The sequence below is a fragment of the Gottfriedia acidiceleris genome, assembly GCF_004138285.1.
GTDB lineage: Bacteria > Bacillota > Bacilli > Bacillales > Bacillaceae_G > Gottfriedia > Gottfriedia acidiceleris_A.
In genome coordinates, this window is the sequence record NZ_SCFN01000032.1 from 1 (window position 1) to 17982 (window position 17982).

The following is a 17982-nucleotide window of genomic DNA, read 5'->3' on the forward strand; positions in this document are numbered from 1 at the left end:
GGTGCAGCGCGAGCGCTGCATGGGTGGCTAAATGGCAGTTTAGTTCAATAAGAAAAGTTAGTTAACGTGTAAAAAATCACGACGTTTCTACCGTTTTTTTTATTTTCAACATGGAAGTAAAAATTACAATTTTCAAATAAAATTTTAATATTCCCCCAATAAATTCCAATATTTTTCTACTTTATCTAGCAAATTAATTCATATTATTCTTTTTTTAAAATTTAATTAGACAAAATAAAACCTTAAAATTTGTTTTTTTGTAGATACATTACGAAAAATGCTAATAAAGTTTATAAAGTTTTCCCCCAATGTACAGGAATTGAAGCCCAGCCTATAATGTGAATTGTATAAAATTAAATATTTTTAATGATTCATGTTGAAAGACAGTTCCGTGTATTAATTGTGAAGGTAAGTCATCAGCACGAAACTTTTACATTTTTACAAATATATTAATCTACTATTTAGATAGGAAAAGGGGAGGTCATATAATCGGAAAAGGAGAAACAAATTTTTTAAGGTTTGTTTTAAATAATTAAAGGAGTAGCTTTGGTAACTATTTTTCGTAAGTAATCGAGGGATAGCCTGGGGCGTAATTATGAAGAAGTTGATTTAGTTGCAAGCGCATCCACCTTTAAGGTGCAATATTCCTTTTTTCATTTAAATGCGCAGTAAAGACTGGAAGCATCACTTTGACACATGTTGAACAATCAACTTCTTACCAACTATTATTAACTTACTAATTATCGCCACCATCAACTAATAAACTACGTCAGAAATCTATACAGTTAACATTATAGTCTCAAAACAAATTACCCCAAAACATTTGCCTTTAATGAATAACAACCAATGTGTCTAGAAGGTGTCTAGAAGAATCAATTTTACTAGACAGACTCAGTCCCATGGGAGAGTAAGGATTAAGAATAATGTGTCTAGATAGTCTAGAAGTATTAAGGTAAACTTATTTATTTTAATAAAGATAATTGATGTAAAAGATGATGTAAAAACACAAATAAATTGATGTAAAAGGTTGTTAAAAGAAGTTAGATAGTAATCCTTAAAGGCATGTTTTTTGAAGGTTTTTAATTAAATGTTATTATTCTTAATATTACCTAAGAAATAACGATAAACTACAATAAATTAATTAAACCAAAAGAATTTAATGAAGAATTTTATATATGTGAGAAAATCTACTATAAAATTAGTAGGTTTTTTTATGGAAAGAAAGATTGAAGGATATCCAATACATTACTTTAGGAATGAAAGGAATCATTAATTATCGAATAGAATATGTATTTAAAAGATTATATGTGTTATATTGTTTTTTTTAAATTAGATGAGTTGTATGCTCAAATGCTTCGATAAATCATTTTAGTGTTTACTATTCCTTTATTGAAACGAGGATGCTCAGATTCAGCCCCATGGAAAGCGAGTTCCTATAGTGGAAATCAACATTCATCTTTAAATAGATACTAAGTCGCATTTTTAAATCTCTCCTACATAAAATAATAGTAAGGAGGTCATTTGAGATGGAAAAATATATTTTATCACTTGACCAAGGGACGACTAGTTCAAGAGCAATTTTGTTTGATAAAAAAGGTCAGATTGTACATACAGCTCAAAAAGAGTTTACACAATATTTTCCAAATCCAGGTTGGGTAGAGCATAATGCAAATGAGATTTGGGGTTCAGTACTTGCGGTCATTGCAACGTGCCTTGCGGAATCAAATATTCGTCATGACCAAATTAGTGCAATTGGGATTACTAACCAACGTGAAACGACTGTAGTTTGGGATAAACATACAGGGTCTCCAATCTATAATGCAATCGTTTGGCAATCAAGACAAACAGCTGAAATTTGTGAGGAACTGAAAATGAACGGTTATGATTCAATAGTTCGCGAAAAAACAGGACTATTAATTGATGCTTACTTTTCTGGTACGAAAGTAAAATGGATTCTTGATCAGATTGATGGTGCTAGAGAAAAAGCTGAAGCAGGAGATTTATTATTTGGAACGATTGATACTTGGTTAGTGTGGAAGCTTTCTGGTGGCAGGGCACATGTTACAGACTATTCAAATGCTTCTAGAACGATGATGTATAATATTCATGAATTAAAATGGGATAAAGATTTATTAAAAATGTTGGATGTTCCGGAGTGTATGCTTCCAAGTGTCCGTCCTTCTTCGGAAGTATATGCTAATACTGTAAGCTATCATTTTTTTGGAAGTGAGATTCCAATTGCTGGAATAGCTGGTGATCAACAAGCAGCTTTATTTGGTCAGGCCTGTTTTGAAAAGGGAATGGCTAAAAACACATATGGAACTGGATGTTTCATGCTTATGAATACGGGAAATCATGCTGTTAAATCAAATCATGGATTATTGACTACAATTGCATGGGGAATAGACGGAAAAGTTGAATATGCACTTGAAGGAAGTATATTTGTTGCAGGTTCTGCTATTCAATGGTTACGTGATGGTTTAAGAATGATTAAAAATGCTGTAGATAGTGAGAAATATGCTACTAGGGTAACCTCATCTGAGGGAGTTTATGTTGTACCTGCTTTTGTAGGTTTAGGAACACCATACTGGGATAGTGATGTCCGTGGCGCAGTATTTGGGTTGACAAGAGGTACATCTAAAGAACATTTTATCCGTGCTACATTAGAAGCTCTTGCATATCAAACGAAAGATGTTCTTACAGCAATGGAGGCGGATTCTACAATTTCTTTAAAAACGTTACGAGTAGACGGGGGAGCTGTTAAGAATAATTTCTTAATGCAATTTCAAAGTGATATTTTGAATGTACCTGTCGAACGGCCTGTAATAAATGAAACAACAGCCTTAGGTGCAGCATATTTAGCTGGATTAGCAGTTGAATTTTGGAAAAACCAAGAAGAAATAGCAGGTCAATGGCAAATGGATCGATGTTTTGAACAGCAAATGACAACTGAATTAAGTAATGAGCTATATTCAGGCTGGAAAAAAGCAGTTAATGCAACTTTAGCATTTAAATAAGTAACATACTTGAATATTTTTTAATTCGAAATTCTAGGACCTTCTACATGCAGCTGTAATTGTAGCGGTCCTTTTTAATTTTAGATTGTTTTCTTTTTATGACGGCTTTTTAAGACAACTAGAAAATTTGTTGAAGTGAGGTTTTACAATGGAAGAACAATTTTCGAGTTTGAATAGGAAAAAGATTAAGAAAACATTAACTGAAAAAGAGTTTGATTTATTAGTAATTGGTGGAGGAATAACAGGTTGTGGTATTGCACTAGATGCAACTACTAGAGGGATGAGTACTGCCCTAGTTGAGATGCAGGATTTTGCATCGGGTACATCAAGTCGTTCTACTAAGCTAGTTCATGGTGGTTTAAGATATTTAAAACAGTATGAATTTAAAATGGTAGCAGAGGTTGGTAAAGAACGTGCAATTGTTTATGAAAATGGTCCACATGTGACTACACCTGAACGGATGTTACTTCCCATATATAAGGGTGGAACTTTTGGTAAGTTTACTACTTCTATTGGCCTTAGATTATATGATTACTTAGCTGATGTAAAAAAAGATGAGCGGAGAAAAATGTTAAATCGAAAAGAAACTTTAGAAAAGGAACCATTAGTTAAAAAAGAGGGACTTAAAGCTAGTGGATATTACGTTGAATATCGAACAGATGATGCTCGCCTTACAATTGAAGTTATAAAAAAAGCAGTTGAACATGGAGCACAGGCAATAAATTATGTTGAAGTGACAGATTTCATTTATGAAAATAATAGAATTGTAGGAGCTAAAGTAATCGATTTAATAGCGAAAGTTCCTTTTACTATTCGGGCAAAGAGGATTATTAACGCAACCGGTCCTTGGGTTGATCAGCTTAGGGAAATGGAACGATTAGAAAGTGATAAAAATCTTAGACTAACGAAAGGGGTTCATTTAGTTATTGATCATAAAAAGTTTCCATTAAATCAGTCAGTATATTTTGATACGGTAGACGGTCGGATGGTCTTTGCAATTCCAAGAGATGGAAAGACTTATGTAGGTACAACAGATACATTTTTTGATCGAGATACCTCTAATCCAAAAGTAAGTAATGAAGATAGGGAATATATATTAAATTGTGTTAAGTATATGTTTCCAACAATAAAACTGGAAGATACTGACGTTGAATCAAGCTGGGCTGGAATTCGTCCTTTAATTTTTGAAGAAGGTAAGGATCCTTCTGAAATCTCAAGAAAGGATGAGATTTGGGAATCATCCTCTGGGTTAATTTCAATTGCAGGAGGAAAATTAACTGGATATCGTAAAATGGCAGAGACAATTGTAGACCTTATTTCAGTAGATAATAAAAATAGATTTAAAGAATGTCAGACTAAAAATTTACCAATATCCGGTGGCGATGTTGGAGGCTCTAAAGGTTTTAATTATTTTAAAAAACGATTTTCATCTGCAGGTATTGCAATTGGATTAAGTGAATCGGAATATAAAAGATTAAGTAGAATATATGGATCGAATATAGAGCATTTAATGAATATATCATTTAGTGTATTGAAAAATGATACTAATCTACCACTATCATTATTTTTACAACTAGAATATGGAATTCAAAACGAAATGATTGTAAAACCAGTCGACTTTTTTATTAGGAGAACTGGATTTTTATATTTTCAAATTGATCTTGTTAATAAGTATAAAGATGAAGTGATTCGTTATATGGCGAATAGATTAAGTTGGAATAAGTACCAAATTGTAGAATATCGTTTGGAATTAGAAGAGCAAATAAAAGTCGCTGTTACTGCTTATAATGAATGATTTTAAAAGCGATTAATAAAAGTAGTGAGGCCTTACGGTTCCTATGTAAAAACAGCATAAATAAAGAAACCCAGACTGACTAAGAGCGAACGTTGTTCAACAGTCTGGGTATTCTTATTTTTTAGATATGAATTTATTATCCGTAATCCAAAATCTCCATGGATAGTCCCTTGCCTCACCTGTGTTTTCAATTCCAATTCTAGGACCACTACTAATATGCTCTGGTTTAATTCCTTCTGTAATATACACAGGCGGCATCCAAATCGGTTTACCATATGACTCCATCGTAATATTTAATGCCTTTGTAAGCTTTCCTGGTCCATTCGTTAAATTAGAAATCGGCTGATTTTTTCGAAATTCGATCATTTTTTCAATCCCGTCCAAAGGTTCTAGTGCTCTAATTAATACTGCATTAGGTATACCAACTTCCCCGCAAACAACATTTATTAAAGTATGAGTATGCATTTGATAAGTATAGATGAATCCAGGCTCATGGAACATAATTTCAGTCCGCTTTGTACGTCGATTTTGAAAACTGTGTGCAGCCCGATCACCTGGCCCCATATATGCTTCAGTCTCTACGATTATTCCAGAAACTTCCATTTCATCAGTACTATGAACTAATACACAGCCTAAAAGCTCCTTTGCTAATTGTAAAGTTGGTTTAAAAAAGAAATCTTGTTTTAATGTCGAATTCATATAAAACTCCTCAAAATTTGTTTGATAAAAAGAGAAAATGTATTTTCTTGTCACCGTAATAAGATAATTTACCTATTCCTAATATTAAAGGAATGTTAAAAATAGATTAAATAGATTAAGTGAATCATTAGAAATTATTCATAATTACTCATTGTACAATACCCCTTAAGCTTGTACTATTTTAATTGTTATTAGAAGATTCTGAAAAGGGGTGTAGATTTATGGCAAGACCATCATACTGGAAGGTATTATCGAGTGTCTCACTTGCTGCAGCATTAAGTATGTCCATTTTTTCGACTGGAGTTACTTCAAAAGCAGCAATTCCTACTGAAAGTGATAAGCAATTAGTAGAAAGTCCTTATTTAGATTTAAACGTAGTTGATGAAGAAAGATTAGAAAAAGCTTTAAGAGACAGAGGCGTGATCAAAGAATCAGATAGCGCTGAAGTAGCTAATGAAAAAGTACAAGCATACATAAAGGAAAAACAAGGTGCATATAAAGAGAGAGTTAATGCACATTCAGATTCACAAATTGCTGATAAACAAAGAGCAACGTTAGAAAAACGTAAAGCTCAACTTTTATCACAATTAAATAAAGGCCATGAAAACTATAAAAAAGGCAAACCAACTGGTGTAGTAAAAGTTGATTCTGCAAAACAAGCTGGCTATAACGGCGGAGTACGTGAAGATAAAGTATTAGTAATCTTAACTGAGTTTGCTGATTTCAAACATAACAATATTGATAAACAAGATGGGTACATGTACACTGACGATTTCAGCAAAAAACATTACCAAGATATGCTTTTTGGAGATAAAGAGTTTACTTTAAACGATGGCTCTAAAATAAAAACGTTTAAACAATTTTATGAAGAACAATCTGGTGGAAGTTATACTGTAAAAGGTACAGTAACAGATTGGTTAACAGTTTCTGGAAATGCAGCTGATTATGGTGATGATAACCCAGCTGGAGGACATGATAATCTTGCACCAAAAGGGCCACGTGATCTTGTTAAAGAATCACTACGAGCTGCAATTAATTCAGGTATTAATTTAGCTGATTTTGATGATTTAGATATTTATGACATTGATGGAGATGGAAATATTAATGAGCCTGATGGATTAGTGGATCACTTAATGGTTCTTCATGCTGGAACTGGTCAAGAAGCAGGTGGCGGTAAATTAGGAGATAAAGCTATCTGGTCACATCGTTGGACTTTAAGTGGAGTAACTCCTTTCTCAGGAACACAAGCAAAAGTTCCATATTGGAACGGAATGATGGCTGCATATGATTACACAATTGAACCAGAAGATGGAGCAGTAGGTGTATTCGCTCACGAATTTGGTCATGATTTAGGATTACCAGATGAGTACGATACTCAATACACTGGAAATGGTGAACCAGTTGCTTCTTGGTCAATCATGAGTGGTGGTAGTTGGAACGGCGCAATCGCTGGTACAACGCCTACAAGTTTCTCACCACAAAACAAAGAGTTCTTCCAAAAAACAATTGGTGGAAACTGGGCAAATATGACTGAAGTAGACTATAAAGATATTAATGAAGAAGGTATAGCTGCTATTATCGATCAAAGTGTTACTAAATCAAACAATCCAGCGATCGTAAAAGTTAACTTACCTAAAAAAGAAGTAAAAAGTAAAATCCAACCTCAATTTGGTGCAAAGTACTACTATAGTACAAAAGGCGATGACCTTCACACTACTATGACTTCACCAAAATTTGACTTAACAACAGCTACAACTGCAACTTTCGCAGTAAAAGCAAACTATGAAGTTGAATTTAGTTACGATTATGTATATGTAAATGTTTTAGATGCAACAACTGGTGCTAAACTTGCAACAATTGATACGATTGGTGATGAAAACACTGCAGGTGGGCTTGAAACATCTAAAGGACTTTGGGTAGATAAAGTTTATGACTTATCTGCATTCAAAGGCAAAAATGTAAAAGTTCAATTTGAATATGTTACAGATGGTGGACTAGCTCCTGAAGGATTTGCTTTTGACGAAGCAAAATTAACTGTTGACGGTGCAGTTAAATTTACTGACGGTGCGGAAGGAACACCAGCATTTACATTAGACAAAGCAACTGTATCGAATGGTACTGACTTTAAAAATCACTATTACTACTTAGAGTGGAGAAACTATGCTGGCTCTGATAAAGCATTAGAATATGCTCGCGGAGTTAAGTATAATACTGGTTTAGTAGTTTGGTATGGTGATGATAGCTACACAGATAACTGGACAGGTGTTCACCCTGGTGAAGGTTTCTTAGGAGTTGTAGATGCTCACCCAGAAGCTATAATTGGTACATTAAATGGTAAACCATCAGTATCACAAAGTACTCGTTACCAAGTTGCTGACGCAGCTTTCAGTTATGACGAGTCTCCTGAATTCTACTTTAATTCACCATCTCGTGGGATCTTTGATTATGATGGACTACCTGGTGTAACAGAATTTGATGATTCACATAGTTACCAAAATACTTTAATTCCTGATGCAGGAAGAAAAGTACCTAACTACGGATTAAAATTCCAAGTAATTGGAGAAGCAAAAGATAATTCAGCTGGTGCTGTTTGGATTCATAAATAAGTTAAAGAATACGAGTCTGATATTATATCAGGCTCGTATTTTTTTATTTCAGACTGTTTAATAATGAGTATTTCAATTAGTCTCTTTTAGTAAAGTTAGTTGTGGTTGGTTTCTATTAGCCTGTTATGAGTAAGTAATTTTGAACTTTTAGCTTTTTAACATACTCATGAAGTGCAACTAGGCTTCTGTCTTCTCCTAAAGGCTCGCCAATCAGCGAGTTTTCTTTTTCGTGGTTTTTATGAACAAAATGGTTTTAATGGACTTTACGTATTTAACGTTCATAAAAACTTTTTTCAGAATTATTAAACTATAATACTTGTATAGAAAGCGTTTCCAAAAAAGGGAGGAACTATAGGTGAAATTTAAAAAGACTAGTTTGTTCGTAATGACTTCTTTAATCGTTGTAAGTCTCGCAGCATGTAAAAGTAGTAGTGTAACAACAGGAAGCAATAACTCATCTTATCCTAATAAGGCAATTTCGGTTGTAGCACCATCAGGAGCAGGCGGCGGATGGGATTTAACAGCTAGATCGTTCACTAAAGTATTAAGTGAAACAAAACTTGTTAAAGAACCTATGACTGTAGAAAATAAGCCAGGCGGTGGCGGTACAGTATTCATGGCTGAGTATGCTACACAGGATAAAGCCAATAATGAAAAATTATTCGTAAACTCACCACCTATTATTATTAACAACTTGAAAAAAGAGGGAAATAGTCCTTATGGCTATAAAAATAGTACACCTTTAGCTCAGCTAACAAAGGATTATGGTGCAATCGTTGTAAAGGCTGATTCTAAGTATAAAGATTTAAAATCACTTTTAGATGACGTTAAAAAGAACCCGAAGAATATTACTTTAGCTGGGGGATCAGCTCCAGGATCAATGGATCATTTAATCGGAATTTTACCAGCCTATAAATACGGTATTGATCCTACGAAAATTAAGTATGTATCCTATGATGGTGGTTCAGAGGCAATAACAGCTTTATTAGGTAATAATGCGGATGTCATTTCGACCGATGTCTCTAGTACGCTTGAGTTTGTTAAATCAGGAAAAGTTAAAGTTTTAGCAGTAACTTCACCTGAACGTTTACAAGGAGATGTGTTGTCTGAGTTTCCAACGGCTAAAGAGCAAGGCATTGATGCTGAGTTTATCATTTGGCGTGGGGTTTTTGGACCAGAGAAAATGTCTAAGGATGCATACTCATATTGGGAAAAAACAATTTCAAAATTAGTTGAGACAAATGAATGGAAAGAAGAAGTAGAAAAGCAAGGCTGGCAGCCGGAATATAAAGATGGTAAAGAATTTGATTCCTTCTTATCAGAACAAGAAACGCAAGTTCAAGATTTATTAAAAGCATTAGGAATGAGTAAATAGTTTAAATAAAGAAGGGGGGAAAACACTCCTTCTTTTCCATTACTGAACATAAAGAGGTGAGATACATGAATAAAAAATTTGATCGATTAGCAGCTATCATTTTTCTTATTACAGGTATTACTTTTATTTTAGAAAGTCGGAGTATAGCAGCCACTGCTTATGGAAGTGTAGTTGGTCCGAACGTTTTTCCATTTATACTTGGCTGTGCGCTTTCTTTATTAAGTTGTAGATTATTTTACGAAACATTTTTTTATAAGGGAAAAGAAAAGGAAGCAGTTCAATATAATTATAAACAATTTTTTATCATCCTAGCTTCAGCTATTCTTTATGCACTTTTACTTGAGAAAATCGGTTTTATTATTAGTTCGTTTGTATTCCTAATTGTTGCAATTCAAACAATGGAGCGTGGAAACTGGATAAAATCACTTTCGATTTCCATAGGCTATTCACTCATTATTTATTTTATTTTTGTTGATGTTTTAAAAGGTACTTTACCTGTTTGGTCAATTTGGTTTTAAGAAAAAAGAAGGGAGAGTTATCAATTGAGTACTTTTCAATATTTAATGCAGGGATTTGAAACTGCATTTACATGGTACAACTTATTGTTTGCTTTTGCCGGAGTATTAATTGGTACAGCAGTAGGGGTATTACCTGGTATTGGGCCAATGAGTGGGGTCGCATTATTAATACCTGTTACTGCTTCGGTAACTGGTTTTTTAGGACCTGAGCAAGCTGCAGGGAGTGCAATTATTTTATTAGCAGGTGTATATTATGGTGCTATGTATGGTGGTTCTACTACATCAATTTTATTAAACACTCCAGGAGAATCTTCCTCGGTAGTGACGACTTTAGATGGTTATCAAATGGCTAAAAAAGGTAGAGCGGGAAGTGCTTTGTCAATCGCAGCATTGGTTCATTTGTAGCAGGGATTTTTACTCTTATTGCACTGATTGTATTAGCAAAACCATTATCGGCATTAGCAATTAAGTTCGGTCCAGCCGAATATTTTTCATTAATGCTTCTTGGTTTATGTGCAGTAAGTGGACTAGCAGGAAAGTCGGTAACAAAAGCATTAATTATGACGATCTTCGGACTACTACTAGCTACAATTGGAATTGATTCCGTATCGGGAGTTTCTCGTTTTACATATGACATTCCATGGCTATATCAAGGGTTAGAATTTTTAACAATAGCGGTAGGACTATTTGCTCTAGGGGAAGTATTTAAAACAATTATTGAAAATGAAGTTGAAGATGGCGAGATGGCAAAGATTAATAATTTATTACCATCTAAAGAAGAATTAAAAGAAAGTGTAGCACCGATTGCTAGGGGCTCCATTTTAGGATTTTTCGTCGGTTTACTACCGGGAGCAGGTGCTATATTAGCTTCATTTTTTGCTTATATTTTAGAAAAGAAAATTAGTAAAACGCCAGAAAAGTTTGGAACTGGTACAATTGCTGGAGTTGCATCTCCTGAGTCAGCAAATAATGCCGCGTCTGGCGGAGCGATGATTCCTTTATTAACTTTAGGGATTCCAAGTTCAGGAACAACTGCAATCCTAATGGGTGCATTAATGATGTATAACATACAACCGGGACCACTGCTTTTCGATGAACATCCTGACGTTGCATGGGGGTTAATTGCGAGTATGTTTATTGGTAACGTAATGCTCATCATCTTAAACATGCCTTTAGTAAAAATATTTGCAAAGATTATCCAAACGCCGAAGAAATACTTATTGCCACTAATTGTAGCCATTTCAATATTTGGTGTTTATGCCGTTCAAGTATCTGTTAATGATTTACTTCTATTAATAGCATGTGGTATTTTTGGATATTTCCTTTCAAAAAATGATTTTCCAATCGCACCACTAGTATTAGGAATCGTTTTAGGTCCAATGATTGAGAATAATTTAAGAAGAGCTTTAACTGTATCAAATGGTGATTATAGTATTTTCTTTACTCATCCTATTTCATTAGTATTTTTAATAATTGGTGTACTTTGGATCCTCATTCCAATTATTATTAAATTAAAGGGTAAGGAAGTAGTTATTAATGTAGAAGCTTAAATTTCTAAAAAAACTCCTTTAATAAAAGGAGTTTTTTGATTATTATAAAAATATAAGGAGAAATTTTATGCGTTTACATTATAAGTTAATCATCTTTATTTCTGTTCTCATTTTAGTTATTAGTAGTGTTTTTGAAATAGTATCTCAAGAAATGTTTCTAAAAAACCTTAAACATGAAAAGGGATTAAAGGCTTTAGCTATTTCTCAAACAGTGGCAAATATGCCAGAAATTCGTGAAGCATTTTTAAGTGAAAATCCATCAGGAATCATTCAGCCAATCGTTGAAAAGATTCGAAAGAAAGTTGGAGCGGAATTTATCGTTGTTGGAAATAAAAATGAATTACGTTATTCGCATCCAAATCCATTACTAATTGGTCAGAAAATGGTTGGAGGAGATAACGATAAAGTATTTAAAGGACAGGAAATCGTATCGGAATCGACTGGTACACTCGGCCCTTCTTTAAGGGGAAAAACTCCTATTTTTGATGATAATGGCAATGTAATTGGAGTTGTTTCTGTAGGCTACTTAATAAAAGATATCGATCATGAGGCAAAAGCCTTTAGTAAAAAACTAATAAAAAACAGTATTGTCATATTACTACTTGGAATAGGGGCAGCTTTTTTAATTTCATTTAATATTAAAAAATCGATATTCGGATTGGAGCCGAAAGAAATTGGAAGGATGTACAAAGAAAAACACGCAATTTTAGAATCCATTCATGAAGGGATCATTGCGATTGATGAATACGGAGAGATTACAGTAGTAAATGAAAATGCCCATAAAGTACTTTCTATTCCTAATAATATAAAGCTTAGAGGATTAAAAATAGAAGACATTTTGCATAATTCGCATCTGAAGAAAGTAGTTGAAACAGGTAAGCCAATTTATGATTTAGAGTTTTTAATAAATGAAAAAGTAATGATTATTAATTGTATACCAATTGTTGGAGTGAATTCTAATATTGTTGGAGCAGTAACAACCTTTAGGGAAAAATCAGAATTGAATAAATTGCTAAATGAACTATCGCAAATAAAAGCATATTCAGAAGGACTTAGAGCTCAGGCGCATGAATATTCGAATAAGTTACATACAATCTTAGGCTTAATACAGCTCGAATCCTATCAAGAAGCGATTGAATTAATTTCAAAGGAATCAAATATAACTCAAAATATTATCCATTTTATTATGGAAGAAATTTCAGACCCAGTCGTTGCAGGACTTCTTTTAGGCAAAATAAGTTTAGCTAATGAGTTAAAAGTAGACTTTAACATTGATTATAATAGTAGTTTTGCAGATGTCCCAAAAGAAATAAATCGGGAAGACTTAATAACCATAATCGGAAATCTATTAAATAACGCGTTCGATGCAGTACTAGAAACGAATAAATCAGAAAAGCTTGTTTCACTATTTCTTACTGATTTAGGTAAAGATTTAGTGATTGAAATTGAGGATAATGCAAATGGAATTCCTGAAGAATTAATCGATGAGATTTTTGAATATGGTATTACTTCTAAGGAGCAATCTAAAAATTCAGGGATCGGACTTCATCTAGTTCAAAGATTACTCCAAAAATTAAACGGACAAATTACTTTTCATTCAAATGAACATGGGGGAACTACATTTATTGTTGCCATTCCGAAACGCCAAAAGGAGAGTAACAGATACGATGAAAAAGAATTTAATAGAAGTGTTAATAGTTGAAGATGATAGTAGAATTGCAGAAATTCATCAGCGATTTATTGAAAGAATAGAAGGGTTTAGTGTAATTGGTATCGCGACAAATTACCAAGAAGCAGTTGATTTGATTGAAATTCTAAAACCTCAGCTAGTTTTATTGGATGTTTATTTTCCTGATATGAATGGCTTAGATTTTTTACAATGGATGAAGAAACATTCAATTTTAGCAGATGTTATTATGATTACAGCATCCAAAGAAATCGATTCAGTGAATAAGGCCTTACATTATGGTGTATTTGATTTTATTATTAAGCCAGTCATTTTTGATCGTTTTAAAAAGTCCCTAATTCGTTATGTAAATTATTCAAATAAAGTGCAAAGTCTACAATCAAAAAGTGCTTATCTAACTCAGGAAGAAATAGATGGTTTAATCGGGAAAAATAATTCGATAATTGAAGAGCAAAGTATATACCCTAAAGGAATTGATAAGCTTACTTTAGATAAAGTGTTATTTGCGATAAAAGAAGTTCATAACGGGATGACTGCTGAGAATATAGGGTTAGAAATTGGCGTTAGTCGGACTACTGCCCGTAGATATTTAGAATATTTAGTATCTGAAGGAAAAGTATTAGCGGATTTAGCGTATGGGACGATTGGAAGGCCAGAAAGAGTTTATTTGATAAAAAACTAGATTACGTGATTTAGTAAAGTTTACTTAATGACTATGACAAACCTAACATTTCTGTAACAGGAATTGTGAAAAATCATATTAAGAGGACGGTCTAGACGCTTGGTATTCAAGCGTTTTTTTATGTTTTTTACAAGTTTGTGACAATATCAGATTATTAGAGTATCGTTTGTGAAAGCGTTGAAAACCTTACATTTGTTCTATAAAATATACTTTGCAACAACTACGGAGGGAAAGTTATGAAAATACGTTTATTAACTAAAGAAGATGCAGAAATCTATCTTAATATTCGTTTAGAAGGTTTAAAAGAGAATCCTGAAGTTTTTATTACAACTATGGATGAGATACTTGATCAAGATGACCCTATTGAATACAAAGCAGAAATATTAGATAAAGATAAAAATTATACGATTGGTGCATTTACTGACAAAGGTGAATTAATAGGAGTAGCAACTTTAAAAACATTTGAAAAGGTTAAAGCAGAGCATAAAGGGAAAATTGAGTCTGTCTATGTTTCTACTAGCGCTCGAAAAATGGGGGCAGGCTATCTTCTAGTTGAAGAAGCAATCCACTTAGCAAAAAGCTTAGGACTTGAACAACTTACATTAAATATCGTAGAAGGAAATGAAACAGCAAAAAAACTATATGAAAAACTAGGATTCAAAACATTTGCTAAAACCCCTAATAGTTTAAAATTTAACAATGAATATTGGGATCAAGAGCATATGATGCTTACGTTAATTGCAGGAAATGCTGAAGATGCAGGGAAAGCAGCAGTATGCAGGAATGGAAACTAGCCAGATCCCGACTTTAACAAAAAAAGTTTACCTAAATTGTCATTCAATCAGACAATAAAGGTAAACCTTTTTAAATTCTATTATTTAGTAAAAGTCTTTTCAATGTCATCTAACATTAAGTAAGCAGCCTTGATTCCACCTGCTGTGTTCCAAGTTACATCATTTACTTTAATGACATGTCCATTTTTAGAAGCATTTAACTTTTTGAATAAAGGATCTTCTGTAAATTCTTTTTCAAGCTTAGATCCAGACTCTTTACCGTCATCAAATGTAAAGTAGAATAGGTAATCTCCATCCATTGCCGGAATACGTTCTTTTGTTACGCCTCTTTCAGCAAAATCAGGAGCATTTTGTTCTTCAGGACGTTGGAATCCTAATTGTTTAAGAATTACACCAGAGAATGTATCTTGGTGATAGATTCGTACATCAGCACCCATGAAACGTACCATTGAAATTTTTTGATTTACTTTATCGCCTAATTCAGCTTTTAGATCTTCAACACGTTTTGAATAATCAGCTAATACTTTATTGCCTTGTTCTTCTTTGTTTAAAACCTTTGCATAGAATTTGAAATTTTCTTGCCAATCTCCACGTAATGTTTCAGCGAAAACCGTTGGTGCAATTGCACTTAATTGCTCATACACTTTTTCTTGACGCATTTTATTACCAATAATTAAATCTGGTTTTAAACCAGCGATTTTCTCAAGGTTAACTTCACTTTCTACACCTACAACTTCTACGCCATCCATATCTTTAGAAATATGATCGTACCAAGGGTTACCTGTCCATGATTTAACAGCACCGACTGGTTTCACACCTAATGCCAGTAAAGCTTCAGTTCCTTCGTTTGTTAAAATAACAACTCTTTTTGGATTAACAGGAACTTTTGTCGTACCCATTGCATGCTCGATCGTAATTGTATTTGCTTTTTTACTTTCTTTACCAGAAGCTTCATCTGATTTTTTTGTGCCACAAGCACCTAATACCATAATTGCTGCAATGAATAGAGCAATTAGTGAAGAAAATTTTAGTTTTTTCATAGAATGGTCTCCCTTTTAGTTGATAATGATTATCATTTCTCTCGACAATTAGTATTATAGATTAAGATTTGATTAGAAGTCAACAAGAAAATGAAAATGATTCTCATTGACTTGATAATTCATATCATTTAGACTAATAGAAGAGAATAGAATAGTAGGAGATATAAAATGCTTATTCACCCAAAATCAAGAGTTATCGTATTAGTAGCTTGTATCTTATTATTAGTAATTTGTTTTTTTTCTAGTATTTTACTAGGTTATACGGATACTAGTTTTACAAGTTTAATTCATTCATTTACACAATTTAATGGGTCTAATGAACAGTTAATTATTCAAAATGTTCGAGTTCCAAGAGCGATCATTGCTTCAATAGTAGGAGCAAGTTTAGCAATCGCTGGTTTGTTTATGCAGGTTTTAACTAAAAATCCATTAGCATCGCCAAGCGTTCTAGGAATTAACGCTGGTGCCTCGATGTTGATTGTACTAAGTATTACATTTTTCCATTTACAATCACCTAATGCGACTATATGGCTTTCATTTATAGGAGCTACATTATCAGCGGTATTTGTATTTGGGTTAAGTTCAATAGGAAAAGACGGAGCAACACCATTAAAAATCACTTTAGCTGGTGTTTCAATTGCAGCGATGTTTAGCTCAATTACCCAAGGATTACTGGTAACAAATGAAGTAGCATTAGAGCAAGTATTATTTTGGCTAGCGGGTTCAGTTCAAGGTCGTTCACTTGATTCTTTACATATGGTACTACCATATATCGTAATAGCTTGGGTGATTGCACTTGCACTTGGTGGAAAGATTAACACATTCATGCTAGGGGAGGATGTATCTAAAGCTTTAGGCCAAAATACAGCTTTATTAAAAGTCACATTAGTCGTTTTAGTTATCATTCTAGCAGGTGGTGCTGTAAGTATAGCAGGACCAATAGGATTAGTTGGTATAATTGTCCCTCAAATAGTTAGAATGTTCGTTAAAAATGATTATCGCTGGATGATCCCATTTTGCGGTATTTTCGGGGCAATTTTACTTCTATTAGCTGATGTAGGATCTCGTTACATATTAATGCCAGAAGAAACGCCAGTTGGTATTATGACCGCAGTTATTGGGGCTCCATTTTTTATTTATTTAGCAAGAAAAGGCGGTACAGTAAAATGAACATGATCAAATTAAGAAACAAGTATTTTTCACTACTATTTAATAAACGATCATTTTCCGTTGTAATCATTGCACTTCTTTTATTGATCAGTTCATTTATAGTGAGCTTAACACTAGGTGACCGTTACATCTCTATTCCAAAAGTATTATCTGTTATTTTTGGTGAAGGGGAAAAAATAGATGAATTATTTATTCAAGCATTTCGAATGCCTCGGATCATCGTTGCAATTTTTGCTGGAATATCACTAGCAATCGCTGGAGCAATTCTACAAGGTTTAGTTAGAAATCCACTTGCTTCTCCAGATATTCTAGGGATTACAGGTGGAGCAGGAGCTGCTGTTGTATTATTTTTAGCTATTTTTAGTAATGACCGTACGAATCAATTAACAGTTAGTATAAAATGGTTACCGTTAGCAGCATTTATCGGTGCCATCATTAGTTTAATATTTGTTTATGCTTTTGCTTATAAAGATGGTGAATTAAGACCGCTAAGATTAGTTTTAGTAGGAGTAGGTTTCTCGGCATTAGCTCAGGCAACAACTTCATTCTTTATGATCATCGGACCGATTTTTAGAGCAACTGAAGCGAATATGTGGTTAACGGGAAGCGTATATGGAGCGAACTGGGAACAGGTTAAAATCATTACTATCTGGACTTTAGTTTTTATCGTGTTAGCTTTATCGTTTATTAGACATATCAATACGCAACAACTTGGAGATGACGTTTCAACAAGTTTAGGAGTTCAAGTAGAAAAAAATCGACTAATCTTGTTATTTATAAGCACAGCATTAGTAGCTGGTGCAGTTGCATTTGCAGGAGCAATCGCATTTGTTGGACTAATTGCACCTCATATTGCTCGGAGATTAGTAGGTGCTTCTTACGGTGCATTGATTCCCTTATCTGGAATAATCGGAGCCATTATGGTTTTAGTGGCTGATACAATTGGAAGAACTGTGTTTAGTCCAATTCAAATACCTGCTGGTGTATTTACTGCTGTAATTGGTGCACCATATTTTATCTATTTATTATTTAAGAGTGGAAAAAGGTGA

Annotated in this window: 12 protein-coding genes and 1 pseudogene; 11 read left to right on the forward strand and 2 right to left on the reverse strand. The window is 33.5% G+C overall.

Annotated features, from left to right (window positions below; all coding sequences use genetic code 11):
• Window positions 1-1526: 1526 nt before the first annotated feature.
• A complete protein-coding gene (gene glpK, locus EP747_RS22715; RefSeq protein WP_129692263.1) occupies window positions 1527-3017 on the forward strand; it encodes a glycerol kinase GlpK in 1491 nt (496 codons plus the stop codon).
• 148 nt (window positions 3018-3165) lie between these two features.
• On the forward strand, window positions 3166-4812 hold the full coding sequence (locus tag EP747_RS22720; RefSeq protein WP_129692264.1) for a glycerol-3-phosphate dehydrogenase/oxidase: 1647 nt from the start codon (window positions 3166-3168) through the stop codon (window positions 4810-4812).
• A 114-nt stretch (window positions 4813-4926) separates the two neighbouring features.
• On the opposite strand, the gene EP747_RS22725 is transcribed toward EP747_RS22720, so the two are convergent.
• Entirely contained in the window at window positions 4927-5511 is a 585-nt protein-coding gene (locus EP747_RS22725; protein ID WP_129692265.1) for a DNA-3-methyladenine glycosylase, read from the reverse strand.
• Between the two features lie 221 nt (window positions 5512-5732).
• On the opposite strand from EP747_RS22725, the gene EP747_RS22730 reads away from it, so the two are divergent.
• From EP747_RS22730 to EP747_RS22760, 7 genes and pseudogenes are all read left to right on the forward strand, one after another.
• Window positions 5733-8117: an immune inhibitor A domain-containing protein gene (locus EP747_RS22730; RefSeq protein WP_129692266.1), complete on the forward strand. Its 2385-nt coding sequence runs from the start codon at window positions 5733-5735 to the stop codon at window positions 8115-8117.
• Window positions 8118-8472: 355 nt separating this feature from the next.
• A complete protein-coding gene (locus EP747_RS22735) occupies window positions 8473-9492 on the forward strand; it encodes a Bug family tripartite tricarboxylate transporter substrate binding protein (protein ID WP_419179338.1) in 1020 nt (339 codons plus the stop codon).
• A gap of 65 nt (window positions 9493-9557) precedes the next feature.
• Window positions 9558-10010, forward strand: a complete 453-nt coding sequence (locus EP747_RS22740) for a tripartite tricarboxylate transporter TctB family protein (protein WP_129692267.1) — start codon at window positions 9558-9560, stop codon at window positions 10008-10010.
• 24 nt (window positions 10011-10034) lie between these two features.
• Window positions 10035-11560: pseudogene (locus EP747_RS22745) on the forward strand (tripartite tricarboxylate transporter permease).
• Between the two features lie 67 nt (window positions 11561-11627).
• On the forward strand, window positions 11628-13262 hold the full coding sequence (locus tag EP747_RS22750) for an ATP-binding protein (protein WP_129692268.1): 1635 nt from the start codon (window positions 11628-11630) through the stop codon (window positions 13260-13262).
• Window positions 13228-13929 (forward strand): response regulator, encoded by a 702-nt coding sequence (locus tag EP747_RS22755; protein ID WP_129692269.1) that lies wholly within the window; start codon window positions 13228-13230, stop codon window positions 13927-13929. Before EP747_RS22750 ends, EP747_RS22755 begins: the two co-directional genes overlap by 35 nt.
• A 236-nt stretch (window positions 13930-14165) precedes the next feature.
• The gene (locus tag EP747_RS22760; protein WP_129692270.1) at window positions 14166-14723 is read left to right on the forward strand and encodes a GNAT family N-acetyltransferase; all 558 of its coding nucleotides are present in this window, start codon (window positions 14166-14168) and stop codon (window positions 14721-14723) included.
• An 80-nt stretch (window positions 14724-14803) separates the two neighbouring features.
• Here the strand turns inward: EP747_RS22760 and EP747_RS22765 are convergent, their stop codons facing one another.
• Complete coding sequence (locus EP747_RS22765) at window positions 14804-15763, reverse strand: ABC transporter substrate-binding protein (RefSeq protein ID WP_129692271.1); 960 nt, start codon at window positions 15761-15763, stop codon at window positions 14804-14806.
• A 168-nt stretch (window positions 15764-15931) separates the two neighbouring features.
• On the opposite strand from EP747_RS22765, the gene EP747_RS22770 reads away from it, so the two are divergent.
• The gene (locus EP747_RS22770; RefSeq protein ID WP_129692272.1) at window positions 15932-16933 is read left to right on the forward strand and encodes a FecCD family ABC transporter permease; all 1002 of its coding nucleotides are present in this window, start codon (window positions 15932-15934) and stop codon (window positions 16931-16933) included.
• Window positions 16930-17982 (forward strand): FecCD family ABC transporter permease, encoded by a 1053-nt coding sequence (locus EP747_RS22775; RefSeq protein ID WP_129692273.1) that lies wholly within the window; start codon window positions 16930-16932, stop codon window positions 17980-17982. The genes EP747_RS22770 and EP747_RS22775 overlap by 4 nt, the downstream gene beginning before the upstream one ends.